This window comes from Streptomyces nymphaeiformis, assembly GCF_014203895.1.
GTDB classification, from domain to species: domain Bacteria; phylum Actinomycetota; class Actinomycetes; order Streptomycetales; family Streptomycetaceae; genus Streptomyces; species Streptomyces nymphaeiformis.
The window spans coordinates 840,588-864,361 of record NZ_JACHJY010000001.1 but is presented as its reverse complement, the minus strand read 5'-3'; the positions used below and the strand labels follow the sequence as shown (position 1 = coordinate 864,361).

General features: G+C 71.7%; 16 protein-coding genes. 6 read left to right on the top strand and 10 right to left on the bottom strand.

Annotated features, from left to right (window positions below):
* Window positions 1-32: 32 nt before the first annotated feature.
* Window positions 33-755 carry a TetR/AcrR family transcriptional regulator gene (locus GGE06_RS03845; protein WP_116161349.1) on the top strand — a complete coding sequence of 241 codons (723 nt, stop codon included), beginning with the start codon at window positions 33-35 and terminating at the stop codon, window positions 753-755.
* On the opposite strand, the gene GGE06_RS03840 is transcribed toward GGE06_RS03845, so the two are convergent.
* Complete coding sequence (locus tag GGE06_RS03840; RefSeq protein WP_116161348.1) at window positions 740-1,072, bottom strand: 5-carboxymethyl-2-hydroxymuconate Delta-isomerase; 333 nt, start codon at window positions 1,070-1,072, stop codon at window positions 740-742. The two genes, GGE06_RS03845 and GGE06_RS03840, sit on opposite strands and share 16 nt — an antisense overlap.
* Before the next feature lie 53 nt (window positions 1,073-1,125).
* Between GGE06_RS03840 and GGE06_RS03835 the strand changes: the two genes are divergently transcribed.
* Entirely contained in the window at window positions 1,126-1,638 is a 513-nt protein-coding gene (locus GGE06_RS03835; RefSeq protein WP_246532301.1) for a GNAT family N-acetyltransferase, read from the top strand.
* Between the two features lie 24 nt (window positions 1,639-1,662).
* Here the strand turns inward: GGE06_RS03835 and pulA are convergent, their stop codons facing one another.
* From pulA to GGE06_RS03800, 7 genes are all read right to left on the bottom strand, one after another.
* Entirely contained in the window at window positions 1,663-6,954 is a 5,292-nt protein-coding gene (gene pulA / locus GGE06_RS03830; protein ID WP_184930019.1) for a pullulanase-type alpha-1,6-glucosidase, read from the bottom strand.
* A gap of 267 nt (window positions 6,955-7,221) precedes the next feature.
* Window positions 7,222-8,907 (bottom strand): carbohydrate-binding module family 20 domain-containing protein, encoded by a 1,686-nt coding sequence (locus GGE06_RS03825; RefSeq protein WP_184930018.1) that lies wholly within the window; start codon window positions 8,905-8,907, stop codon window positions 7,222-7,224.
* A 122-nt stretch (window positions 8,908-9,029) separates the two neighbouring features.
* Window positions 9,030-10,109, bottom strand: coding sequence for a LacI family DNA-binding transcriptional regulator (locus GGE06_RS03820; protein ID WP_116161344.1), 1,080 nt, complete (start codon window positions 10,107-10,109; stop codon window positions 9,030-9,032).
* Window positions 10,097-11,770, bottom strand: coding sequence for a glycoside hydrolase family 13 protein (locus GGE06_RS03815; protein WP_184930017.1), 1,674 nt, complete (start codon window positions 11,768-11,770; stop codon window positions 10,097-10,099). Before GGE06_RS03815 ends, GGE06_RS03820 begins: the two co-directional genes overlap by 13 nt.
* Before the next feature lie 47 nt (window positions 11,771-11,817).
* Complete coding sequence (locus tag GGE06_RS03810; RefSeq protein WP_221517789.1) at window positions 11,818-12,705, bottom strand: sugar ABC transporter permease; 888 nt, start codon at window positions 12,703-12,705, stop codon at window positions 11,818-11,820.
* Window positions 12,699-13,712, bottom strand: a complete 1,014-nt coding sequence (locus GGE06_RS03805) for a carbohydrate ABC transporter permease (RefSeq protein ID WP_116161342.1) — start codon at window positions 13,710-13,712, stop codon at window positions 12,699-12,701. The genes GGE06_RS03810 and GGE06_RS03805 overlap by 7 nt, the downstream gene beginning before the upstream one ends.
* 20 nt (window positions 13,713-13,732) lie before the next feature.
* Window positions 13,733-15,010 carry an extracellular solute-binding protein gene (locus tag GGE06_RS03800; RefSeq protein ID WP_184930016.1) on the bottom strand — a complete coding sequence of 426 codons (1,278 nt, stop codon included), beginning with the start codon at window positions 15,008-15,010 and terminating at the stop codon, window positions 13,733-13,735.
* A gap of 334 nt (window positions 15,011-15,344) precedes the next feature.
* Between GGE06_RS03800 and GGE06_RS03795 the strand changes: the two genes are divergently transcribed.
* The gene (locus GGE06_RS03795) at window positions 15,345-16,379 is read left to right on the top strand and encodes a LacI family DNA-binding transcriptional regulator (RefSeq protein WP_116161340.1); all 1,035 of its coding nucleotides are present in this window, start codon (window positions 15,345-15,347) and stop codon (window positions 16,377-16,379) included.
* Window positions 16,380-16,454: 75 nt separating this feature from the next.
* Entirely contained in the window at window positions 16,455-17,366 is a 912-nt protein-coding gene (locus GGE06_RS03790) for a phosphatase PAP2 family protein (protein WP_184930015.1), read from the top strand.
* Window positions 17,367-17,376: 10 nt separating this feature from the next.
* Here GGE06_RS03790 and GGE06_RS03785 read toward each other — a convergent pair whose 3' ends face one another.
* Entirely contained in the window at window positions 17,377-17,784 is a 408-nt protein-coding gene (locus GGE06_RS03785) for a VOC family protein (protein ID WP_116161338.1), read from the bottom strand.
* A 75-nt stretch (window positions 17,785-17,859) separates the two neighbouring features.
* Here GGE06_RS03785 and GGE06_RS03780 point away from each other — a divergent pair, with 75 nt between their 5' ends.
* Window positions 17,860-18,318, top strand: a complete 459-nt coding sequence (locus tag GGE06_RS03780) for a MarR family winged helix-turn-helix transcriptional regulator (protein ID WP_184930014.1) — start codon at window positions 17,860-17,862, stop codon at window positions 18,316-18,318.
* On the opposite strand, the gene GGE06_RS03775 is transcribed toward GGE06_RS03780, so the two are convergent.
* Window positions 18,306-21,293, bottom strand: coding sequence for a bifunctional [glutamine synthetase] adenylyltransferase/[glutamine synthetase]-adenylyl-L-tyrosine phosphorylase (locus GGE06_RS03775; RefSeq protein ID WP_116161336.1), 2,988 nt, complete (start codon window positions 21,291-21,293; stop codon window positions 18,306-18,308). The genes GGE06_RS03780 and GGE06_RS03775 overlap by 13 nt on opposite strands.
* A 330-nt stretch (window positions 21,294-21,623) precedes the next feature.
* Between GGE06_RS03775 and GGE06_RS03770 the strand changes: the two genes are divergently transcribed.
* Window positions 21,624-23,735: a PIG-L family deacetylase gene (locus tag GGE06_RS03770; protein WP_184930013.1), complete on the top strand. Its 2,112-nt coding sequence runs from the start codon at window positions 21,624-21,626 to the stop codon at window positions 23,733-23,735.
* Window positions 23,736-23,774 lie beyond the last annotated feature (39 nt).

The following is a 23,774-nucleotide window of genomic DNA, read 5'->3' as shown; positions in this document are numbered from 1 at the left end:
AGGAGCGTAACGGACACCGTTAGGCTGTTCGCATGACGACCGGGGTACGCCGCAGGATGGGCGTCGAGGAGCGCAAGCAGCAGCTGATCGGGGTGGCCCTCGAACTGTTCAGCCACCGCTCTCCCGACGACGTGTCCATCGACGAGATCGCCGCGGCCGCGGGCATCTCCCGGCCGCTGGTCTACCACTACTTCCCCGGCAAGCAGAGCCTCTACGAGGCGGCGCTGCGCCGCGCGGCGGACGAGCTCGCGGCCCGCTTCGTGGAGCCGCCACAGGGGCCGCTCGGGCCGCGGCTGCTGCGGGTGATGGGCCGGTTCTTCGACTTCGTGGACGAGCACGGGCCGGGTTTCGCGGCGCTGATGCGCGGCGGGCCCGCGGTCGGCTCGTCGACGACGAACGCGATGATCGACGAGGTCCGGCAGGCCGCGTACGAGCAGATCCTGGCCCATCTGGAGGTCGAGAAGCCCTCCGCCCGGCTCGAACTGGTCGTCCGCTCCTGGGTGTCGCTCGCCGAGTCGACGGCGCTGCTGTGGCTGGACGGCCGCCGGGTCCCGCGCGCGGAGCTGGAGCTCCAGCTGGTGCACGACTTCGCCGCGCTGGCCGCGGTGAGCGCCGCGTACGACACGGAGATGGCGGAGATCCTCGTCCGGATCCTCGCGGACGAGCCGGCCGACGGTCCCTTCGGGGAGCTCGTGGCCAGGCTCGCGGCGCTCGTGCCCGGTATGCCCGGCGTGCCCGATCAGCGCTTGCGGTAGGACCCGTCGAGGTCGCGGACCTCGACGGAGAGCGCGACTCCCTCGGCGGCCTTGAGGTACGCGGGCAGCAGCTCCAGGACGGCGTCCGCGAGCCGCGCCTTGGCCTCGTCGGTCCGTCCGGCGAGCAGGGCGATCTCGACGTGCACGAGTTCGTCGTCGGCCGCCCCGCCGCCGACGACGAACTCCTCGACCTCCCGGAACCGGGTCTTGCAGGCGTCGAGCGTCGCGTCGACCGTCTCCACGACGATCGGGTGCAGGGCCAGCGCGAAGCCGCGGCGGTCGAGGGGCGCGGAGTAGTCGACGGTGATCTGCGGCATGAGGGTCACTCCCGGGGAAAACAATGTCTGGCCACAGCTTTACGGTGATCGCCATGACGACACAAGTGACCTTCCGGCAGGCGGACGAACGCGATCTCGACCTTCTGGCGGGAATGTTCGACGGGGTGGCGCACTGGATGGTGCGCAGCGGCATCGACCAGTGGAAACCGGGGGCCAGGGGCCCCGAGCACTTCCGCGCGCGGATCGCGGAGGGCGAGGTCTGGATCGCGTCCCACGGGGGCCGGGCGGTCGGCGCGTACGAACTGTGGTGGGAGGACGAGGAGGTCTGGGGGCCGCAGCCGCCGGTGGCCGGGTACGTGCACCGGCTGATGACCGACCGGGAGGCGGCGCCCGCCGGTGCGGGGCGGGTGGTGCTCGCGCACGCGGAGGAGCGGATCGCGGCCTCGGGCCGGTCGCTGGCGCGTCTCGACTGCGAGGCGCGCAACCCGCGCCTGGGGTCGTACTACGAGGGCGCCGGGTACACGGCCGTCGTCCCGCACCTGGAGAAGGTGGGGGCCGACGGCCGGGTGTACGCGGTGCGGCTGATGGAGAAGGCCCTGGCGTGACGAGTGCCGCGCCGGGGCCGTCCGTCAGCTCGTGGCCTTGAAGACCGCCACCGTCCGCGCCGGGACCGTGAAGGTGCCCGTGGACCGCTCGTACGCGGACGACTTCACGACCGGGTCGGAGCCGGCGGCCTGGACCGGGTGCAGGCCGTAGCCCTTCCCGGCCAGGTCGGCGATCTTCTGCGAAGTGCCGTCCGGGGTCGCGTTGAGGACGACGACGAGGTCACCGAGGCGCATGGTGATGACGCCGGGGGTCTCGTCGCGGCCGGAGAGCGGGAAGGACAGGGCCTCCTGGACCCGGTCCGCCGTGGCCAGCGAGAACACCGGCTCGGTGGTACGGATCTTCTGGAGGTCCCGGTAGGCGGCGGAGGCGCCGTCGATCTGGGCGCAGCCGACCGTGAGGGCCGGGTTCACGAGGAGCGGCTTGCCGTAGGACCACTTGGCCTTGTTGTCGGCGGCCGGGGGCAGGCCGCGGCCGAAGCCGTTGCCGTCGCGGCAGTCCCAGTGGATGGCGTTGAACCAGTCGCCGCTGTCGAAGGAGTTGCGGTCCAGGGACTTGGAGCGCAGCAGGTCCGAGCCGGCCTGGGAGAGGGACGGGCCCTGCGAGAGGGTGGCCGTCGCCATGGCGAGGACCTGCATGCGGGCGCGGTCGGCCGGGGAGGTGCCCGCCGGCAGCTTGAAGGCGAGCGCGTCGTACAGGGACTCGTTGTCGTGGGCGTCGGCGTAGGCGAGGGCGTCGCCGGGGGCGGCGGCGTATCCGGCGGGGGCGCCGTTGTAGTCGACCTGGCCGCCCTTGACCGTACGGCCCGAGGTGTCGGTGAAGCGGTAGTCGGCGAGGTTGCCGGTCAGGCCGACCTTGATGAGGTCCTGGTAGTGCAGGAGGCGGGCCTTCTGCTCGGCCGGGCTCCCGTTGGCGGCGGAGCCGTTCGGGTCGGTGTAGAGGCCGGAGGCGAAGCCCTGGATGCCGGGGTCCCCGTCGAAGGGGCCGCCGCCGCGGACGGCGTCGCGGGCCCGGTCGGAGAAGGTCGCGATGCCGGTGCCGGCCATGTTCTTCTGGGTGGCCTGGACGAAGCGGGCGTCGTCGGCGATCTCGCCGAAGTTCCAGCCCTCGCCGTAGAGGACGATCGCCTTGCCGTCGACGCCGTCCTTCTCGACGGTCAGCGCGTCGAGCGCGGCCCGTACGGCGAGGATGTTGGCCTTGGGGTGGTGGCCCATGAGGTCGAAGCGGAAGCCGTCGACCTTGTACTGCTTGGCCCAGGTGACGACCGAGTCGACGACGAGCTTGCCCATCATGGCGTTCTCGGGCGCGGTGTTGGCGCAGCAGGTGGAGGTGGCGACGGAGCCGTCGGCCTGGAGGCGCTGGTAGTAGCCGGGGACGATCCGGTCGAGGATCGACTTGTCGGACTGTCCGGCGGCGACGGTGTGGTTGTAGACGACGTCCATGACGGTGCGCAGTCCGTCCCCGTTGAGGGCCTGGACCATCTGCCGGAACTCGACGGTGCGGCGGGTGCCGTTCGGGTCGGTGGCGTAGGAGCCCTCGGGGACGGTGTAGTGCAGGGGGTCGTAGCCCCAGTTGTAGCCGTCCTCGGCCGCGGCGGCGGTGACGCAGGCCTGCTGCTCCTCGGAGTCGGGGGCGTAGACCTTCAGGTCGCAGGCGGGCGTGGCCTGGTCGGACTTCTTCTCGGGGACGGTGCCGAGGTCGAAGGCCGGGAGGAGGTGGACGTAGGAGGTGCCGGAGGCGGCGAGCGCCTTCAGGTGCTCCGATCCCTTGCTGTCCTCGTCGGTGAAGGCGAGGTAGGTGCCCCGGTGGTCGGCCTTCGCGGTGGGGTCGGCGATCGAGAAGTCCCGGATGTGGAGTTCCTGGATCTGGGCGTCGCGCAGCGGTACGGCGGCGGGCTTCTTCAGGGTCTTCCAGCCGGCGGGGGCGAGCTTCGGGTCGGTGAGGTCGACGACGAGGCTGCGGGCGGAGTCGGTGGTGAGGGCGGTGGAGTAGGGGTCGGTGACCCGGTTCTCGACGACCTTCTGCACGCTCGGCGCCCAGACCTTCACGACGTACCGGTACGGCTTGCCCGTCCAGGTCGTCGGGCCGGTGACGGACCAGACGCCGGAGGCGGGGTCGCGCCGCATGGGCACGGCCTTGCCGTCGAGTTCGAGGGCGACGGACCGGGCGGTGGGGGCCCACAGGGAGAGGGTGGGGCGGCCGGCGCGGAAGACGGGGCCGAGCGCGGCCTTGGTGGCCTTCGGCGCGTACAGGTCGTCGAGGATGCCGGCGGTCTGGACGCCGGTGGCGGCGAGCAGGGCGCCGTTGGCGGCGCGCTGGGTGGCGATCAGCTGGCCGCGCAGGGAGTCCCTGACCCGGTCGGCGTCGCGCGGGTCGACGGTGAAGGCCGGGTAGTCCTTGAGGTGGGGGTACGTGGCCTTCTGGGCGTCGGTCAGCGAGGAGGGCGTGAGGCGGAGCCAGCGGCCCTCGTCGCTCAGGGCCCCGTCGGTGACGGTGATCCCGCCGTCCTTCGCGTACACCAGCTGCTGGCTGGTGGAGTCGGTGGTCTTCACCTTCCAGACGACGGTGTTCCGGTCGATCCACTGGGCCTCGGCCTTGCCGAGGTCGAGGTTCGGGGCGCCGCCGGTGGTCGGCAGGAGGTACTTGGGCTGTCCGGAGAGGAGCCAGACCTCGTGGCCGTAGGTGCCGAGGTCGAGGGACTGGTCGGTGGGCAGGTCCTTCTCGTCGCCCTTGTGGAGGATGTACGAGAGGGAGCTCGCGCCCTCGGTCAGCGGGACCTCGTAGACCGCGCCGTACGCGTCGACGCGGACGGGCATGAGGGGCTTGGACCAGTCGGTGGGCTGGGCGGCGCCGGTCCAGGTGTGGAGGCCCCAGCCGTCGTAGTCGCCGTCCTCCCGCTTGTAGTGGAGGACGGCCTTCGTCTTGTCCGGGGCCGCCGGTGCCGGGTTCGTGTCGGACTGTCCTTCGGCGCCCTGCGTGATCCAGACCTCGCCGGTGCGGCCGAGGGTGATGCTGCGCTGCGGGCCGTCGGCGGTGCCGTCCTTCTCGACGGTGTACGCGACGGTGGAGGCACCCTCGGGGACCTTGACCCAGGCGAAGGCGCCGAAGGCGTCCCTGCCGGTGAAGGCGGCCTCCTGGCCGTCGGCCTTCAGCTTCCAGCCGTCGTAGTTCCCGTCCTGGCGCTTGTAGTGGACGACGGCGTACGCCCGCTCGACGGCGACCGGCTTCTCGGGGGCCGGGGGCGCGCCGGCCGTGGTGGCGGCGAGGGCGCTCGCGGTGCGGCCGGCGCTGTCGACGACGACGGCCTTGTAGCGCAGGGCGGTGCCGGCGGGGGCGGTGACGTGCTGGGTGACCTTGTAGGGGGCGTGGTCGGCGGTGCCGAGGGTCTGCCAGCGGCCGTCGCCGACCTGGGCGGCGAAGACGACCCGGTTCAGGCCGCCGCCGGTGACGTCGGCGGAGAGCTCGACGGTGCCGGTGGAGCCGGCGGCCGGGGCCTTCAGGGAGACGGTGGGCTTCGTCGCGGGGGCGGGCAGCGGGCCGGCCGCCTTGAGGACCAGGGAGGAGAGGGCCGGGACGGTGACGGTGACCTTGCCGTCGTCCGCGGTGACGGCGCCCTGACCCCCGTACAGGGTGCGGAAGTCGGCGGAGTCGACGGGGACGGTGACGGTCTTCGGCTGGGTGGCGCCGTTGACGGCGACCAGGTACTCGGTCCGGGTCTTCGGGTCGGTGCGGGTGAAGGCGTAGACGGAGCCCTCGGCGTACCGCTCCCGCTGGACGCCGTCGCGGAGGGCCGGGTTCTCCCGGGTGAGCTTCGACAGGGCGGCGATCGAGCGGTAGAGGGGGTGCGTGGTGTCGTACGCGTCGGAGGCGTGCGTGCGGTCGGTGCCGAGCTGGTCGTCGTCGAGGTAGTCGGCGGTCTGCGAGGCGAAGAGGGTCTGGCGGGCGTCCTTGTCGCCGCCGGGGCCCGTGAAGCCCTGCTCGTCGCCGTAGTAGACCACCGGGTTGCCCCGGGAGAGGAACATCAGCTCGTTGGCGAGGCGGTCGCGGCGGACGAGCTCCTCGTCGGACGCGTTCGGGTTGTCCTGCTTCAGGAAGGTGCCGATGCGGCCCATGTCGTGGTTGCCGAGGAAGGTCACCTGCTCGTAGGCGTTGGCCTTGTCGGTGGTGTACCGGTAGTCCTCGGCGAAGACCTTGGCGAGGCGGTCGGCGCCGGCGCCCTGGGAGGCGAAGGCGCGGGCGGCGTCCTGGAAGGGGAAGTCGAGGGTGGCGTCGAGCCGGCCCCGGGTGACGTACGGGGAGGTGACGGCGGTGTCGGCGGAGTACACCTCGCCGAACATGAAGAAGTCCTCGCGGCCCTGCTTCTTCGCGTACGCGTCGAGGGCGGTGGCCCACTGGGTCCAGAAGTCCAGGTCGACGTGCTTGACGGTGTCGATGCGGAAGCCGTCGATGTCGAAGTCGCGGACCCACTTCTCGTAGATCCGCTTCATGCCCTCGACGACCTCGGGGCGCTCGGTCCACAGGTCGTCCAGGCCGACGAAGTCGCCGTACTCGGCGGACTCGCCCACCCAGGTGGAGTCGCCCCGGTTGTGGTACATCGTGGGGTCGTTGAGCCAGGACGGGACCTTGCCGCCGGTCGTCGTCGGCGTGTACGGGAAGGAGTCCGCGTCCACCTTGCCGATCTTCGTCCGGTCGTCGAAGGGGCGGCCCGAGGCGTCGAGGTACGGGTAGGCGCCCTTGGGGCGGTAGCCGTACTTCTTCTCCGCGTAGTCGACGGTGTCGGCGGTGTGGTTGGTGATGACGTCGAAGAAGACCTTCATGCCCTTGGCGTGGGCGGCGGCGATCAGTCGCTCCAGGTCCTCGTTCGTCCCGAAGTGCGGGTCGACCTGGGTGAAGTCGGTGATCCAGTACCCGTGATAGCCGGCGCTGGCGTCCTTGCCGGTGCCCTGCACGGGCCGGTTCTTGAAGATCGGCGCCATCCAGATGGCGGTGGTGCCGAGGCCCTTGATGTAGTCGAGCCGCTCGGTGAGGCCCTTGAGGTCGCCGCCCTGGTAGAAGCCCTTGTCGGTGGGGTCGAAACCGGTCGCCGTGCGGCTGCCGGTGAGGCCGCCGCGGTCGTTGGAGGTGTCGCCGTTGGCGAAGCGGTCGGGCAGCACGAAGTAGAACTGCTCACGGGTGAGGTCCTGCCGGGCCGGCTGGGCGGCGAGGGCCTGGTCGGAGGGCGGCGCGGGCGGCCGGGGTGCCGCGGTCGCGGGGACGGCGGGCACGAGGGCGGCGCACAGCGCGGCGGCCAGCGCGACCGCCGTTCTCTTGCGTATCACGGGGGTGCTCCCTGGAGGTACGGGAAGAGAGGGCCGCCCCGGCGGGGCGGCCCTTGCGTGGGGGGAGGAGGACCTGTCCGACCATTCGCGTCGGATCAGGCCGGGTCGTTCGGTGCGTGCGATCGGCGTGCGGCCGGGACGCCCTCGAAGGGGGTCCCCCCGCTCGAGCGAAGCCGAGAGTGGGGGAGGAGCTACTTGGGCGTTTCGGCCGTGCGGCGAGCGTGCGTGCCGGGCGGGCCGGCCCCGACGCGAATGGTCGGACAGGCCCTAGTTGCGGAAGGTGTCGTTCAGGACGAGCTGGCCCGAGGCGGGGACCGTCGCCGTGCGGTTGGCGCCCGACTCCCAGGTCACGTTGCCGGCCGCGTCCTTGCGGATGTACTTGTACTCGAAGGCCGTTCCGGCGGGCAGGGACACCGTCAGCTTCCAGACGGGGTACGCGGCCGGGTCGAGCTTGAGCGCGGCGGCGGGGGCCCAGTTGCCGAGTTCGGCGCGGTTGCCGGTGACGTAGACGTTCTGGCCCACCACGGTCGTGGCGTTGACGTTGAACGAGGCGCCGGAGGTGGCCGGCTGGGTCCCGCAGGTCATCGCCCCGGTGTGCAGGGCGAGGGCGGTGTTCGCGGCGAGGGTGGCCGTGAACTGGCCCGAGGAGTTCACCGTCACGGCGGTGTTCGACTGCACGTCGCAGTAGGTGCCGGCGGCGAGGGACGTCTGGAAGGTGCGGGTCAGGGCCGAGGCCTCGTGGTTGATCGCCACGTACGCCTTGGAGCCGCGGCCGAACGCGATCGCGTTGCCGCCGTTGTCCCACCAGTCGGTGACGGCCTGCCCGCGGGCGGTGTTGCGGAAGGCCACCATGGAGGAGATCTCGCGCCAGGCGTGCTGGCACTTCCAGCCGTCGGCGTAACAGGCGTTCACGGCACCGCCGTTGGGCGGGCCCGCGTCCTTGTCGGTCCACTCGTAGCCGGAGTGGACGTCCGGGGAGCCGTACGGCCAGGCGAGCATGAAGACGGAGGCGAGGGTGTAGTTCGCGCCGTCTTTGTAGTTGAGGGTGTCGCCGCCGCGCTCGGTGTCGTGGTTGTCGACGAAGACGCCGGACTGGCCGGACGGCATGTAGCCCCAGGCCTCGCCGAAGTTCTTGAGGTAGGCGAGCTTCTCGTTCTGCAGGACCCGCTTGAGGTCGCGGGCGTAGCGGAACTCCTGGACGTCGCCGTTGCCGAGGTACTCGCTCGGCTGGACGGCCTCGCCCGCGCCGTAGATCGCCTCCTGCTTCCAGTAGACGGAAGGATTCGTCAGGCGCGACTTGATGTTGGCGAGGTCGGCGGCCGGCATGTGCTTGGCGGCGTCGATGCGGAAGCCGTCGACGCCGAGGGAGAGCAGGTCGTTGAGGTAGCCGGCTATCTTCCCGCGGACGTAGTCCTCGCCCGTGTCGAGGTCGGGGAGCTGGACCAGCTCGCAGTTCTGGACGTTCGCGCGGTCCTGGTAGTTGGAGATCGCGGCGCGGCAGTCGTCCATGTCCGCGCCCGAGTAGAGGCCGGGGTAGTCGTACTTGGAGAACGGGGTCCCGCCCGTTCCCGTGCCCGACCCGTTCGCCATGTGGTTGACGACGGAGTCGGCGACGACCTTCACGCCGGCCGCGTGACAGGTGTCGATCATGTTCTTGAAGGCGGTGCGGTCGCCGAGACGTCCGGCGATCTTGTAGCTGACCGGCTGGTACGAGGTCCACCACTGGCTGCCCTGGAGGTGCTCCTGGGGCGGGGACACCTGGACGTATCCGTATCCGGCGGGGCCCAGTCGCTCGGTGCACTCCCGGGCGACCGAGGCGAAGTTCCACTCGAACAGCACCGCGGTGACGTCCTTGGTGCCGGGCGGGGCGGCCTGCGCCGGGGCGTTGCCCGTGACGGCCACAGCGGCTCCCGCCACGAGGGCGAGTGCAGCGGCCACGGTCTTTCTCGCCATGTCTCCTCCTGCTGACTTCACTGTCGCAAGAAGTTGCCGAAAACTTCAGCAACTGTTTTCAGCCGTGACCGTACGAGTGCCCCGGCGCCCGGTCAACCCTCCGGGCGCCCGAACGCAACTTGTTACGGAAGGACTTGCGGAAGCCGGCCGGGCGGCTGCGCCGTGGAACCGCGCACGACGAGTTCCGGCTGGAAGACGAACTCCGTGCGCTGCACCGGGTTCCCCTCGATCTCCTCCAGGAGCGCGCCGACGGCCGCCGTCGCCATGGCCTGCACGGGCTGGCGCACGGTGGACAGCGGCGGGCTGGTGAAGGCGATCAGCGGCGAGTCGTCGAAGCCGACGACGGAGACGTCGCCGGGCACGTCGAGGCCGCGGGCGCGCACCGCGCGGATGACGCCGAGCGCCATCAGGTCGGAGCCGCAGACGATGCCCGTGCAGCCCTCGCGGAGCAGGATGTCGGCGGCCGCGTGACCGCCCTCGACGCCGAACAGGGTGGGCCTGATGAACCGTTCGGCCTCGGCGCGCTCGATGCCGAGGAGTTCGTACAGCTCGGCGGTGAAGCCCTCGGCCTTGCGGCGCGAGGGGACGTAGCGGGTGGGGCCGATGGCGAGGCCGATCCGCTCGTGGCCGAGCTCGACCAGGTGCCGGACGGCCATCCGGGCCGCGGCCCGGTCGTCCGGGGAGACGAAGTTGGCGTCGATGTGCTCGTTGTAGCCGTTGATGAGGACGTACGGGACGCCGCGCTCGGTCAGCCGGGCGTAGCGCGCGGGGTCGGCGGTGGCGTCCGCGTGCAGCCCGGAGAGGAAGACGATGCCGGCCACCCCGCGCTCCACGAGTTGTTCGACGAGCTCGTCCTCGGTGGCGCCGCCGGGCATCTGGGTGCACAGGACCGGGGTGTAGCCGTGCCCGGCGAGGACCTGTTCGACGACCTGCGCGAAGGCCGGGAAGATCGGGTTGGTCAGCTCGGGCACGACCAGCCCGACGAGGCCCGCGCTGCGGCGTTTGAGCCGTACGGGACGCTCGTAGCCGAGGACGTCGAGCGCCGCGAGCACCTTGTGCCGGGTCGCGCCGGCCACCCCCGCCTTGCCGTTGAGGACACGGCTGACGGTGGCCTCGCTGACCCCGGACTGGGCCGCGATGTCCGCGAGCCGCGGGGCGCCGTTCCCGGCGCCCCGCGGCAGGGGGATCGTCACACCGCCCACCAGACGGTGGTGTCGGCGGGCAGCTCCACCGTCCCCTCCACGGCGGAGCCGTCCACCTCCTCGCTGGCAAGGAGATACCGGCCGGGCAGCGGGACGGTGATGGCCCGGCCGGTGGTGTTGGCGGTGCAGACGAAGCCGTCGCGGCGGAAGGAGAGCACACCCTCGGGTGCCTCCAGCCACTCGACGGCGTCGCCCGCACCGAGTTCGGGGCGCTCGCGCCGGACGGCGAGCGCGCTGCGGTAGAGCTCCAGGGTGGAGCCGGGGTCGCCGGTCTGCGCCTCGACGCTCAGGGCGCTCCAGGTCGCGGGCTGCGGCAGCCAGGAGCCGCCGTCGCCGAAGCCGTACGAGGAGCCCTCGACGGTCCACGGGATCGGCACGCGGCAGCCGTCGCGGAAGCCGTCCTGGCCGCTGGCCCGCCAGAAGGACGGGTCCTGGCGGACCTCGTCGGGCAGGTCGGTGACGTCGGGCAGGCCGAGCTCCTCGCCCTGGTAGACGTACGCGGAGCCGGGCAGGGCCAGCATGAGGAGGGTCGCGGCGCGGGCGCGGCGCAGGCCGAGCTCGCGGTCGCCGGCCTCGCGGAGCTGGGTGCCGAGGCCCGCCGGGTTGGCGAAGCGGGTGGCGTGCCGGGTGACGTCGTGGTTGGAGAGGACCCAGGTGGTGGGGGCGCCGACCGGGCGCATCGCGTCGAGCGAGGCGTCGATGACGTCACGGAGCTCGGCGGCGTCCCAGTGGGTGCCGAGGTACTGGAAGTTGAAGGCCTGGTGCATCTCGTCGGGGCGCACGTAGTTCGCGGTGCGGTCGACGGTGGGGGTCCAGGCCTCGGCGACGAGGATGCGCTCGCCGTCGTACTCGGCGAGGATCTGCCGCCAGGAGCGGTAGATCTCGTGGACGCCGTCCTGGTCGAAGAAGGGCATGACGTCGTTGCCGAGCAGCTTCAGCTGGTCGTGCGAGCCGATGTCGGGCAGGCCTGCGGCCTTGACGAGGCCGTGGGCGACGTCGACGCGGAAGCCGTCGACGCCCATGTCGAGCCAGAAGCGCAGGATGGAGCGGAACTCGTCGCGGACGGCGGGGTGTTCCCAGTTGAAGTCGGGCTGCTCGGGGGCGAAGAGGTGGAGGTACCACTCGCCGGGGGTGCCGTCCGGGTTCTCCGTACGGGTCCAGGCGGGGCCGCCGAAGATGGACTCCCAGTCGTTGGGCGGGAGTTCGCCGTTCTCGCCCTGGCCGGGGCGGAAGTGGTAGCGCTCGCGGAGCACCGAGCCGGGGCCCTCGCGCAGGGCGCGCTGGAACCACTCGTGCTGGTCGGAGGAGTGGTTGGGGACGAGGTCGACGATGATGCGCAGGCTCAGTTCGTGGGCCTCGCGGATCAGGGCGTCGGCGTCGAGGAGCGTGCCGAACATCGGGTCGATGGCCCGGTAGTCGGCGACGTCGTAGCCGGCGTCGGCCTGCGGCGAGGCGTAGAACGGGGAGAGCCAGACGGCGTCGACGCCGAGCTCCTTGAGGTACGGCAGCCGGCTGCGGACGCCCTCCAGGTCCCCCATGCCGTCACCGTTGCCGTCGGCGAAGGAGCGCGGGTAGACCTGGTAGATCACCGCGTCTCTCCACCAGCCCGTGTGCGTGCCGGTGGTCGGGGCGGCGGCGGGGGTGGCGAGGTGCTGGGTCATGTCTTCCTTGGGTCGTAAGGACATGTCGTCAGGACATGGAGAGGGGCTCAGCCCTTGACGGCGCCGGCGGACATGCCGGTGACGAGGTGGCGCTGGGCGAACAGGAACACGAGGGCGGCGGGGATCGCGATGAGCACGGAGGCCGCGGCCATCGGGCCCCACTGGGCGCCGTACTGGTTGACGAACTTCTGCAGTCCGCCGGCGAGCGTGAGGTTCTCGTCGCCGACCATGAAGGCGGAGGCGTAGGCGACCTCGCCCCAGGCGGTGATGAAGGAGTAGAAGGCGGTGACGGCGATGCCCGGCTTGGCGAGCGGCAGGATGAGCCGCCAGAACGTGCCGAACGGGGTGAGGCCGTCGACGTAGCCGGACTCGTCGATCTCGCGCGGGATGGTGTCGAAGAAGCCCTTCATCATCCACGCGCAGAACGGGACGGCGATGGTCAGGTACGTGATGACCAGTCCGGCCGGCTGGTTGAGCAGGCCCATCGACGCCATGATGTTGTAGATCGGCACGATCAGGACGGCGACCGGGAACATCTGGGTGACGAGCAGCGTCCACATCAGGCCGCGCTTGCCGGGGAACCGGAAGCGGCTGACGGCGTAGCCCGTGGTGGCGGAGATGAACACGCCGACGACGGTGGTGAGGCCGGCGACGAGCAGCGAGTTGCCGAACCAGGTGAGGAACGGGGTGTCGTTCACCAGGTTCGTGTAGTTCTCGAGCGTCGTCTCCTTGAAGAAGTCCGTGGTGGTCGCGTACTTCGCCGGCTTCAGCGAGGTCAGCAGCACCCAGAGGACCGGGAAGACGGCGATCACGGACGCCACGATCAGCGTGACGTGCAGGCCGACCGAGGCGAGCGGCGAACGGCGGCCGCGGACCGGGGTGTTCACGGTCTGGATGTTCACGGTCTGGGGGGTGGGGGTCGTGGTGGTCACCAGACTTCTCCCTGCTTGCGGAGGACGCGCTGGTAGAACGCGGCGAAGACCATCAGGAGGACCAGGATGAGCACGCCCCACGTGGACGACTGGGCGAAGTCGCGCGGGCTGACCTCGAAGGAGAACTTGTAGGCCTGGGTGACGAGGATCTGGGTGGCCTCGCCGGGACCGCCCCGGGTGAGCAGGAAGATCACCGGGAACATGTTGAAGGTCCAGATGGTGCTCAGCAGGATCACGGTGGTGCTGACGGACCGCAGCCCCGGCAGGGTGATGTGCCGGAAGCGCTGCCAGGCGCTCGCGCCGTCCATCTCGGCGGCCTCGTACAGCTCGCCGGGTATGGACTGGAGTCCGCCGAGGAGGGCGACCATCATGAACGGGACGCCGAGCCAGACGTTGACCGCGATGACCGAGAACTTGGCCCAGGTCGGGTCGTTGAGCCACGGGACGGCGTCGATGCCGCCGCCCGCGAGGACCTGGTTGAGGATGCCGCGGCGCTCGTCGTACAGGAAGCGCCAGGCGAAGACGGAGACGAAGCCGGGGACGGCCCAGGGCAGGACCAGCAGCATCCGGTAGACGGAGCGGCCGGCGATCTTCCGGTTCAGGATGTTGGCGAGGCCGAGGCCGAGGACGAAGGTCAGGGCCACGCAGGACACGGTCCAGACGATCGTCCAGCCGAGGGTTCCGAGGAACTGGCTCCCGGTGATCGCGTCCTTGTAGTTGTCCAGGCCGATGAACTCGTAGCTGGCCGGGATCTCGTTGACGCCGATCGACCGCGCGACGTTCCTCTCGTTCGCGTCGGTGAACGACAGGTAGATGCCGCGGACCAGCGGATAGCCGATGATCACGCCGATCACGATCACCACGGGGGCGACCATGGCCCAGGCGTACCAGTGGGTGGAGAGGGAGCGCTTCGCCGCGCGGCGCGGTGTACCAGTTCCGCGGCTCCGGCCGCGGGCGACACTGTCGCCCGCGGCCTTCGCCACCGACTGGCTGGGACTGTCCACAGCCATGAGCCGGCCTGCCTTCTTTCTTACTTCCAGTCCTTCAGGAGCTTGCGGTACGAGTCACCGATCGCCTTGGCGCCGGCCTCCGGGGTCGTCTGGCCGGTGAGGACCTTGGTGTACTCGACCTTGATCGGCTCGAAGAGGCTGCCGCCCTCCGGGATCCAGGGGCGCTCGACGGCCTTGTCGACGACCGGCTTGAAGAAGCTGATCATCTCGTTGGTCGCGACGTCCGGCTTGATGTAGACGGACTGACGGGTCGGGAGCAGGCTGAGCTCCTTGGAGATCCGCGTCTGGGTCTCGACCGAGGTCATGTACTCGGTGAAGGCGTACGAGGCCTCCAGGTTCTTGGAGCCCGCGTAGACCGCGAGGTTGTGGCCGCCCTGCGGGGCGCCCTGGCCGCCCGAGCCGGCCGGGACCGGGGCGATGCCCAGGTTCGCCTTGTCGGCGAACTCCTTGCCCGCGTAGGTGTCGGTGACGGCCCACGGGCCGTTGATCATCATGGCGACCTTGCCGTCCTTGAAGGCCGCCTGCATGTTGTCCCAGCCGTTGGTGGCGTCGGTGATCGCCGCCTTCGAGTCGACCAGGTCCTTCACGGTCGCGAGCGCCTTGACGCCCTTGGCGTCGTCGATCGTGACGGTCTTGTTCTCGGCGTCGACCATGTCGCCGCCCTCGCCGTACAGGAAGGAGAGGAACCAGTACGGGTCGTCGCCGCGCAGGTACAGGCCGGTCTTGCCGGTCTTCTGCTTGATCTTGGCGGAGACGGACTTGAGCTCGTCGATGGTCTTGGGGACCTGGACGCCGGCGTCCTTGAAGATCTTCTTGTTGTAGAAGATGCCCATGGAGTCGATGACCTGCGGGACCGCGTAGGTCTTGCCGTTGAACTTCGTCGAGGCGGTGGCCTGCTTCAGGAAGTCGTCGGAGTCCTTGAGCGCGGAGGTGCCGTCCAGCGGGGCGAGGTAGCCGAGGCTGGCGAAGTCGGGGGTCCAGGCGACCTCGGAGCGGATGACGTCGGGCGCGCCGGAGCCGGACTGCGCGGCGTTCTTGAACTTGTTCTGCGCCTCGCCGAACGGCACGTTCACGTACTTGACGGTGACCTTGGGGTGCTTCTTGGTGAAGTCCTCGGCGACCTGCTTGAAGACCTTGTCCTCGGAGCCGACCGTGGAGGTGTCCCACCAGGTCACGGTGCCGGAGAGCTCGCCCGAGCCCTTCGAGCCGCCGTTGGAACCGCTGTCGCTTCCGCCGCACGCCGCCAGGGTCACGCCCAGGGCCGCGACCAGCGTGGTGGCCGCTATGCCACGCCGCATGTGAACTCCTTCAATGATCCCGGGGAGACGAGGGGCTGGAACCTTCCTCATGCGACCGCTCCCTCGCGGCGCTCCGGGTTGCCAGGAACGTAACAGGGATGAAAACGCGCCGAAAGACCTTGCGAGAACTTTCTGCAAGGACCGGCGATCGTTACATTCGTGTGTCCCTAAGGTTGCCGGAGGGCCGCTTGACAGGGGCAGTCGGGCCCCTTTCGATCATGAATGCCCCCGAAAGACGCCCGCAAGGACTGCAAGGTCTTACAGAAGGGCGGCATCGATCGGACCTCGGGGTAGCGGTGGGCAATACGCCCCGTGACCGGTACAGTCCATCCTCATGACCGCGCGGCTCTCCGACATCGCAGCCCAGGCGGGGGTCAGTGAGGCCACAGTCAGCCGCGTGCTCAACGGCAAGCCGGGCGTGGCCGCCGCCACCCGCGAGTCCGTCCTTGCCGCGCTCGACGTGCTCGGCTACGAGCGGCCCGTGCGCCTGCGGCAGCGCAGCGCTGGGCTCGTCGGCCTCATCACCCCCGAGCTGGACAACCCGATCTTCCCCGCCCTCGCCCAGGTCATCGGGCAGGCCCTGACCCGGCAGGGGTACACACCGGTCCTCGCCACCCAGACCCCCGGCGGGTCCACCGAGGACGAACTCACCGACATGCTGGTGGAGCGCGGCGTCGCCGGCATCATCTTCGTGTCCGGCCTGCACGCCGACACGACCGCCGACATGACGCGCTACGACCAGCTGCGCGGCAAGGGCGTCCCGTACGTCCTCCTCAACGGCTTCTCCCCCAAGGTCCAGGCGCCGTTCGTCTCCCCCGACGACCGGGCGGCGATGAAGCTGGCCGTGACGCACCTGGCCGCGCTCGGGCACACCCGGATCGGCCTCGCCGTCGGGCCGAAGCGGTTCGTGCCGGTGCTGCGCAAGATCGAGGGATTCCAGCAGGGCATGCGGGAGCGGTTCGGCCTCTCCCCGGAGGAGTCCGAGGAGCTGATCCAGCACTCCCTCTACACCCTGGAGGGCGGCCAGGCCGCGGCCGGGGCGCTGATCTCCCGCGGCTGCACGGCCGTCGTCTGCGCGAGCGACATGATGGCGCTCGGCGCGATCCGGGCGGCCCGGCAGCAGGGGCTCGACGTCCCCCGGGACGTCTCGGTCGTCGGCTTCGACGACTCTCCGCTCATAGCGTTCACCGACCCGCCGCTGACCACCATCCGCCAGCCCGTGCAGGCGATGGGCCAGGCCGCGGTGCGCGCGCTCCTGGAGGAGGTGGGGGGCACCCCGGCCCCGCACTCCGAGTTCGTCTTCATGCCCGAGCTGGTGGTTCGCGGCTCGACGGCATCGGCTCCGTCGCCCGCGCGCACTCCTTCCTGAGGTGGAGCGGGTGCACCCGGAACCCGACCGAGGGATGATCGGTCGGGGGGACGGGATCTGGCAGACTCTCTCGCTATGGGTGAAACGACCGTGAAGAGCTTGGACAGCCGGACGACCCCGTCGTCGTCACCCATCGCGGCTGACGAGGGACGGTTCGCGCGGCTGCGCGGTCGCACGCCCCGGCGTCCCACGCTCTGGTTCGAGGTCGTGCTCATCGCGGTGAGTTACTGGCTGTACTCCCTCACCCGCAACGCGGTGCCGGAGCAGAAGGCCCAGGCGCTCAAGAACGCCGACTGGATCTGGAAGACCGAGCAGTCCCTCGGCCTCGCCTTCGAGCACGCCGTCAACCACGCCGTGAACTCGGTGACATGGCTGATCGTCTCGATGAACTACTACTACGCGACGCTGCACTTCATCGTCACCATCGGTGTGCTCGCCTGGCTTTACCGAGGGCACCCGGGCCGTTACGCGGCGTTCCGTACGGTCCTGTTCGCGACCACCGGTGTGGCACTGGTCGGTTACTACCTGTTCCCGCTCGCGCCGCCCCGGCTGATGAACGGCCAGGACTTCGTCGACACGGTGCTCGTCCACCACACCTGGGGCTCGATGGCCTCGGGCAACCTCAAGCACGTGTCGAACCAGTACGCGGCGATGCCGTCGATGCACATCGGCTGGTCGCTCTGGTGCGGACTGACCATCTTCCTGCTCGCCCGGGCACCCTGGGCGAAGATCCTCGGCCTGCTCTACCCGGCGGCGACGCTCGTCGTCATCGTCTCCACCGCCAACCACTTCTGGCTGGACGCGGCCGGCGGCATGCTCTGCCTGTCCTTCGGCTTCGCCGTCTCCTACTTCTGGTACGGCTCCCGCCCGCACCGGCTGCCGAAGCTGGTGGAGCCGGTGGGCGTCGTCGAGCGGGGCGGTCCGGCCCCGGTGGCGAGGGCGGACCGCGAGCGGGACGAGGCGGAGCAGGTCGGCTCCGGCAAGTGACCCGGGCCGATCAGTAGGACTGCAGCTCGACGAGGTGCCCCTCGGGGTCGCGCAGATGCGCGGTCCGCAGGCCGGGCCCCCACTCCGGGCGGTCCGTCGCGCCGAGCACGGGGGTGCCGCCGGCGTCCAGGCAGAGGGCGAGCGCCTTGTCGACGTCGTCCACCCGCAGGACCAGCATCGCCGCGTCCTGCGCCGGCTCCGGCCGGGCCGGCAGGTCCCCGGTGCCGAGGACGGAGGCCATCGCGGAGCGGTCGAAGAGCACCAGGACGGCCCGGCCGTCCGCCTCCCAGTTCGCGTACGCCCCGTCCGGGCCGCCCTTGTCGAGGTCCGCGCCTGTCAGCGCGGGCAGGACCGCCGCGTAGAACCGGAAGCAGTCGGCGAAGCGGGTGACGAGGAGTCGGGGGTACGGGACGTGCACGGCGGGCTCCTTCGGCGAACCATGAACAGATAGTGGGTCGACACCCACCATAGGAGAAGACCTAGAATTCCGTACATGGTTTCCGCCCGCGCCACCCCGCCCTCCCTCCTGGGCCTCAGCACCTATCTGCTCTCCCGGGTGGGCAAGACCGCCCGGAGCCGCCTCGCCCTGCGCCTGTCCGAGCGCGGTCTGCGCCTGTGGGACATGGCGGTCCTCGCCGCCCTCGCCGACTTCGGCCCGCACGCGCAGCGCGACCTCGTCGCCCGGCTCGGCGTGGACCCGAGCGACATGGCGAAGGTGGTGGAGCAGCTCGCCGCCGGCGGCCACGTCGAGCGGGACCGGGACCCCGAGGACCGGCGGAGGGTCCTCGTCACCCTCACCCCCGCCGGGCGGACGCTCCTCACGGAGCTCGACGCCGAGGCGCGGGCCGTCCAGGACGAGGTGCTCGCCCCGCTGGACGCGGAGGAGCGACGGGTCCTCCGGGAACTCCTGCTCCGCGTCCACGGCCCGGAAGGCGCCCCCTACGCCCCGTAGAACAGCTCCTCGACGACCGCCCTGGCCCGGCGGGTGATGCGGCGGTAGTCGTCGACCATCTCGCCGACGTGCCCCGACTCGTACCCCAGGTAACGCCCCACCGCGGCGAGCTCGCGCGGGTCCGAGGGGAAGGTGTCGCCGGGGCGGCCGCGGACCAGCATCACCGCGTTGCGCACACGGGTGGCGAGGACCCAGGCCTCGTCGAGGGTCTGCGCCTCCTCGGTCGGGATCAGGCCCGCCGCGTGGGCGGCGGCCAGGGCCTCGCGGGTACGCGTCGTCCGCAGGCCCGGCTCGACCCAGCCGTGCCGCATCTGGAGCAGCTGGACCGTCCACTCGACGTCGCTGAGGCCGCCGCGCCCGAGCTTGGCGTGGAGGGTCGGGTCGGCGCCGCGCGGCAGCCGCTCGGACTCCATCCGGGCCTTGAGGCGGCGGATCTCGCGGACCGCGTCCTCGCCGAGCCCTTCGGCCGGGTACCGCAGCGGGTCGACGAGCTCGATGAACCGGTCGGCCAGTTCCCGGTCGCCCGCCATGGGCGCGGCGCGCAGCAGCGCCTGGCTCTCCCAGACGAGCGACCAGCGGCGGTAGTAGGCCCCGTACGACTTCAGGGTGCGCACGAGGGGGCCGCTCTTGCCCTCCGGGCGCAGGTCCGCGTCGATCAGGAGCGGCGGATCGGCCGTGGGCAGCTGGAGCAGCCGGCGCATCTCGGTGACCACCCGGTTCGCGGCCCGGCCCGCCTCCTGCTCGTCGACGCCCTCGCGGGGCTCGTGCACGAACAGGACGTCGGCGTCGGAGCCGTATCCCAGCTCGTGGCCGCCGAAGCGGCCCATGCCGATGACCGCGAACCGGGTCGGCAGCTCCTCGCCCCACTCGGCGCGCACGGCGGCCCGCAGGGCGCCGGCGATCGTCGCCGCGTTGAGGTCGGTGACGGCCTCCCCCACCCGGTCGACGAGGGCGCCCGGGTCCTGCTCGCGGGGGTTGTCCTCGGTGCCGTACGAGCCGATGAGGTCGGCCGCGGCGGTACGGAACAGCTCCCTGCGGCGGACCCCGCGGGCGGCCGCGACCGCGTGCTCGGCGTCGTCCGCGCGGCCCACCGCGGCGAGGACCTCCTGCTCCAGGTGGTCCCGGCCGCGCGGCTTCAGTCCTTCCGGGTCGCCGAGGATCGCGACGGCCTCGGGGGCGCGGAGCAGCAGGTCGGGGGCGAGGCGTCCGGCGGACAGGACCCGGGCGAGGTTCTCGGCGGCGGCGCCCTCGTCGCGGAGCAGCCGCAGGTACCAGGGGGTCTTGCCGAGGGCGTCGGAGACCTTGCGGAAGCCGAGGAGTCCGGCGTCCGGGTCGGCCGAGTCGGCGAACCAGCCGAGCAGCACCGGGAGCAGGGTCCGCTGGATGGCGGCCTTCCGGCTCACCCCGGAGGCCAGTGCCTCCAGGTGGCGCAGGGCGGCGGCGGGGTCCGCGTACCCGAGCGCCTCGAGGCGCTGTCCCGCGGCCCTCGGGCTGAGCCGGATCTCGCCGGGGGCGAGCTGGGCGACGGCGTCGAGCAGCGGCCGGTAGAAGAGCTTCTCGTGCAGCCGGCGGACGACGGCGGCGTGCCGCTTCCACTCCTTGTTGAGCTCGACGACCGGGTCGGTGCGCAGTCCGAGGGAGCGGCCGAGGCGGCGCAGGTCGGTCTCGTCCTCGGGGACGAGGTGGGTGCGGCGCAGCCGGTAGAGCTGGATGCGGTGCTCCATGGCGCGCAGGAAGCGGTACGCCTCGTCGAGCTGGGAGGCGTCGGCGCGGCCGACGTAGCCGCCGGCGGCGAGGGCGGCGAGCGCGTCGAGGGTGGTGCCGCTGTGCAGGGTGGCGTCGCTGCGGCCGTGCACGAGCTGGAGGAGCTGGACGGCGAACTCGACGTCCCTGAGGCCGCCGGGGCCGAGCTTGAGTTCGCGCTCGACCTGGGCGGCGGGGATGTTGTCGACGACGCGGCGGCGCATCTTCTGCACGTCGGGGACGAAGTTCTCGCGCTCGGCGGCCTGCCAGACGAGCGGGGAGACGGCGTCGATGTACTGGGCGCCGAGCTCGGGGTCGCCGGCGACCGCGCGCGCCTTGAGCAGCGCCTGGAACTCCCAGGTCTTCGCCCACCGCTGGTAGTAGGCGAGGTGGGAGGAGAGGGTGCGGACGAGGGGGCCGTTGCGGCCTTCGGGGCGCAGATTGGCGTCGACCGGCCAGATGGTGCCCTCGACGGTGGTCTCGGAGCAGATCCGCATCAGGTGGGAGGCGAGCCGGGTCGCGGCCTGGATCGCCTTGCCCTCGTCGGCGCCCTCGGTGGGCTCCCCGACGAAGATGACGTCCACGTCGGAGACGTAGTTCAGTTCGTGGCCGCCGCACTTGCCCATCGCGATGACCGCGAGCCGGCACATGGCGGCGTCGGCGGGTTCGGCCGAACGGGCGATGGCGAGCGCGGCGCGCAGCGTCGCCGTCGCCAGGTCGGCGAGTTCGGCGGCGGCCTGGGCGACGTCGGTGGTGCCGCACACGTCACGGGCCGCTATGGCGAGGAGGCAGCGGCGGTAGGCGACCCGCAGCGAGACCGCGTCGGTGGCCTCGGCGAGCCCCTGCTCGAACTCGGCGACCCCCGGGTGCAGGTCGGCCGCCTCGTACGTGACGAGGGACTCCCAGTCGCGGGGGTGCCGGGCGAGGTGGTCGGCGAGCGCCTCGGAGGCGCCGAGGACGCCGAGGAGCCGGTCCCGGAAGGGCTTCGCGGAGAGCAGCGTGGTGGTGAGGGTCTGCCGCTCCGTCTCGGCCTGCGCCTCGACGAGCCGGACCAGGCCGCGCAGGGCGAGGTCGGGGTCGGCGGTGGCGCCGAGGGCGTCGAGGAGGACGGGGTCGTCGCGCAGCGCGGACAGTTCGGGCAGGTCGAGGAGGCGCTCGGCCCCCGAGGGGTCGGTGAACCCGTGCCGCAGCAGACGTGAGAACGTGCTGCTCCTGCGTCCCGGCACCGTCATTCCGCCGCTCCCTCCGAGCAGGTCCGAACCCGGGGACGAACCCCGGACATCGAGCCTATCCGGCGCGGGGGGCACGGGTGTCCAGGCCGGTGGTTCGCGGTGGATCACGCGTGGCGTCCCGCGCGTCCGGCGGTGGATCACACGTGACGTCCCGCGCGTCCGGCGGCGGATCGGACCTGACGTCCCGTACGTCCCGCGGTGGATCACACGTGATGTCCCGCACATCATTCGCTTTTCAGACTGAATGAACCGTATTCCTTGAAAGTTCGTCTTGCCTTCCGCGGGACGGTCCCGCCCTTCCGACCTCTCGTGAAAGCACGCCACCGACACATGCCCATGCGCCGGCTCCGCCCCCGCCCCGCCCTCCCGTCCCGCCGCAAGGCCGCCGCGACGGTGGTGGCGGCCGCCCTGGTGGGCGGCGCGTTCGTCGGGATCCTCTCGCTGACGGGGACGCCGCACGCGCCCTCGGCCCGGGCGGCGGAGGGCACGGGGGCCGGGGAGCACGTGCGCGCGAAGGCCCTGCCGGCCGACGCGCACGGGAAGTCGGGGAAGCCCGGACGGCCCGTCAGGGGCGTCCGGCCGCCGGTGTCCGTGGTGCAGATCGTCGCCCATCCGGACGACGACCTGTTCTTCATGAACCCGGACGTGTCCCAGTCCCTCCACTCCGGAAACCCCCTCACCGGCGTCTACCTGACCGCAGGCGAGTCCGACGGGGTCAACGCGCGCCCGCGCGACGCCAAGGCCGCCGCGCCCGACAAGGCGGGCTACGCCGAGGCCCGGCAGAACGGCATAAGGGCCGCCTACGCCGAGATGGCGACGGGCAGCAGGACCAGCCCCTGGGACCGGTCCGCGATACCCACGAAGGGCGGCGGCTGGGCCGAGCTGGACACCCTGCGCGCCCGGCCGCAGATCAGGCTGGTGTGGCTGCAGCTGCGCGAGGCCGGCTCCGTCAACGGCGACCGCCCGTACAGCCTGCACGGCCTGTGGAACGGCCGGATCGGCGTGCTCGCCTCGCAGCGCGCCGCCGGCACGCCGGTCCCGACCGACTTCGCGTACACGAAGGAGCAGGTCGTCGCCACGCTGACCGGGATCCTGGAGCGCTTCCGGCCGACCTTCGTCCGGATGCAGGACCCGAGCCCCGGCACCTACCCGAAGACCGGGAGGTTCCGCGACCACCAGGACCACCTGTACGGGGCGCGGTTCGTGCAGAGCGCGCTGGCCCGGTACGCCGAGCTGCCCGGGCACCCGCACGTCGGCGTGCAGAACTACCTCGGCTACCCGACGAGCGTCCTGCCGCACACCCTCGACCCCGAGACGGCCGACGCGAAGCTGCGGACCGTGAAGACGTACGCCTGGCTGGACGGGGTCCACGACTGCGGCACCGACGCGGGCTGCGGCGACCTGAAGGTGGCCGCGCGGCCCGGCGGGCGGGGCTGGACGCAGACCGTCCGGTACGCCCGGGGCACCTCCACGTCCTGGGTGCAGCGCGACCGGGACGGCGGGCTGCACGCCTTCTCCGTCCTCGACGGGCGCCTCGCGGCCTGGCGGAAGCCGGCCGACGCCGTGGCCTGGCGGGGCCCGGAGCTGCTGCCCGGCGGCGGACTCGACAGCGGGGTCACCTCGGTGACCCTGCCGGACGGCCGGATAGCCGTCTTCGGGACCCGTACGACGCTCGGCGACTCCGCGACCGACTACCGGCGCGAGGTGGTCACCACCGTCCAGGACGAGCCGGGCGGCGGCTTCGGCCCCTGGCTCTCGCTCGGCACGCCCGAGCCGGACGACGCCTCGGGGACCTCGGACATCAGCGCGCCCGCCGTGACCGTGGCCCCCGACGGCCTGGCCACGGTGGTCCTGCGCGACAGCCGCCACCGGCTGACGGCCCGTGAGCAGCGGACGGACGGCGACTGGGACCCGTGGCGGCCCCTGGGCGGCACGGACGTGTACGGCGACCCGGTGGCGGCGACGGACGCGGAGGGCCGCGGGTACGTGTTCGCCAGCACCCCGAAGACCGTCCTCGCCTGGGCCGCGCAGAGCCCCGGCGAGCCGCTGGCGGGGCCGGCGGCGACCGGGCTGCCGCCGACGACCCTCGCGCTGAGCGCGAGCGCGGCTCCGGACGGGGAGGGCGTGCGGCTCTGGTTCCGCAAGCCGGCCTCCGGCGACCTGCGCAGCGCCGACTTCTCCGGTACGGGCCCGGTGTCGCCGGTCACGGAGCTGCCCGGCACCGGCGTCGCGGGCTACGGCCCGGTGAGCGGCGGCGACGGCCTGGTCGCGGTCCGCTCCCGCACGGGCTTCCTGGCGACGGCCCCGCACGGCCGCTCCGGGTCGCGCCCGGTGTGGACGCTGGAGAAGTTCCTCTTCTCGGGTGCCCCGGACGCCGGCACGGACGGGGTGGCGGCCATAGGCCTGGACGCCCGCCTCCACTGGACCCCGGCGGGCCGCTGACGGCGGTTCGGGGTGCGTGGGCCCGGCGGGTGCGGGAGC

Coding starts and splice junctions, on each gene's coding strand:
- GGE06_RS03845 (WP_116161349.1), top strand. CDS start 33: ATGACGACCGGGGTACGCCGCAGGATGGGCGTCGAGGAGCGCAAGCAG.
- GGE06_RS03840 (WP_116161348.1), bottom strand. CDS start 1,072: ATGCCGCAGATCACCGTCGACTACTCCGCGCCCCTCGACCGCCGCGGC.
- GGE06_RS03835 (WP_246532301.1), top strand. CDS start 1,126: ATGACGACACAAGTGACCTTCCGGCAGGCGGACGAACGCGATCTCGAC.
- GGE06_RS03825 (WP_184930018.1), bottom strand. CDS start 8,907: ATGGCGAGAAAGACCGTGGCCGCTGCACTCGCCCTCGTGGCGGGAGCC.
- GGE06_RS03815 (WP_184930017.1), bottom strand. CDS start 11,770: ATGACCCAGCACCTCGCCACCCCCGCCGCCGCCCCGACCACCGGCACG.
- GGE06_RS03805 (WP_116161342.1), bottom strand. CDS start 13,712: ATGGCTGTGGACAGTCCCAGCCAGTCGGTGGCGAAGGCCGCGGGCGAC.
- GGE06_RS03800 (WP_184930016.1), bottom strand. CDS start 15,010: ATGCGGCGTGGCATAGCGGCCACCACGCTGGTCGCGGCCCTGGGCGTG.
- GGE06_RS03795 (WP_116161340.1), top strand. CDS start 15,345: ATGACCGCGCGGCTCTCCGACATCGCAGCCCAGGCGGGGGTCAGTGAG.
- GGE06_RS03790 (WP_184930015.1), top strand. CDS start 16,455: ATGGGTGAAACGACCGTGAAGAGCTTGGACAGCCGGACGACCCCGTCG.
- GGE06_RS03780 (WP_184930014.1), top strand. CDS start 17,860: ATGGTTTCCGCCCGCGCCACCCCGCCCTCCCTCCTGGGCCTCAGCACC.
- GGE06_RS03775 (WP_116161336.1), bottom strand. CDS start 21,293: ATGACGGTGCCGGGACGCAGGAGCAGCACGTTCTCACGTCTGCTGCGG.
- GGE06_RS03770 (WP_184930013.1), top strand. CDS start 21,624: ATGCCCATGCGCCGGCTCCGCCCCCGCCCCGCCCTCCCGTCCCGCCGC.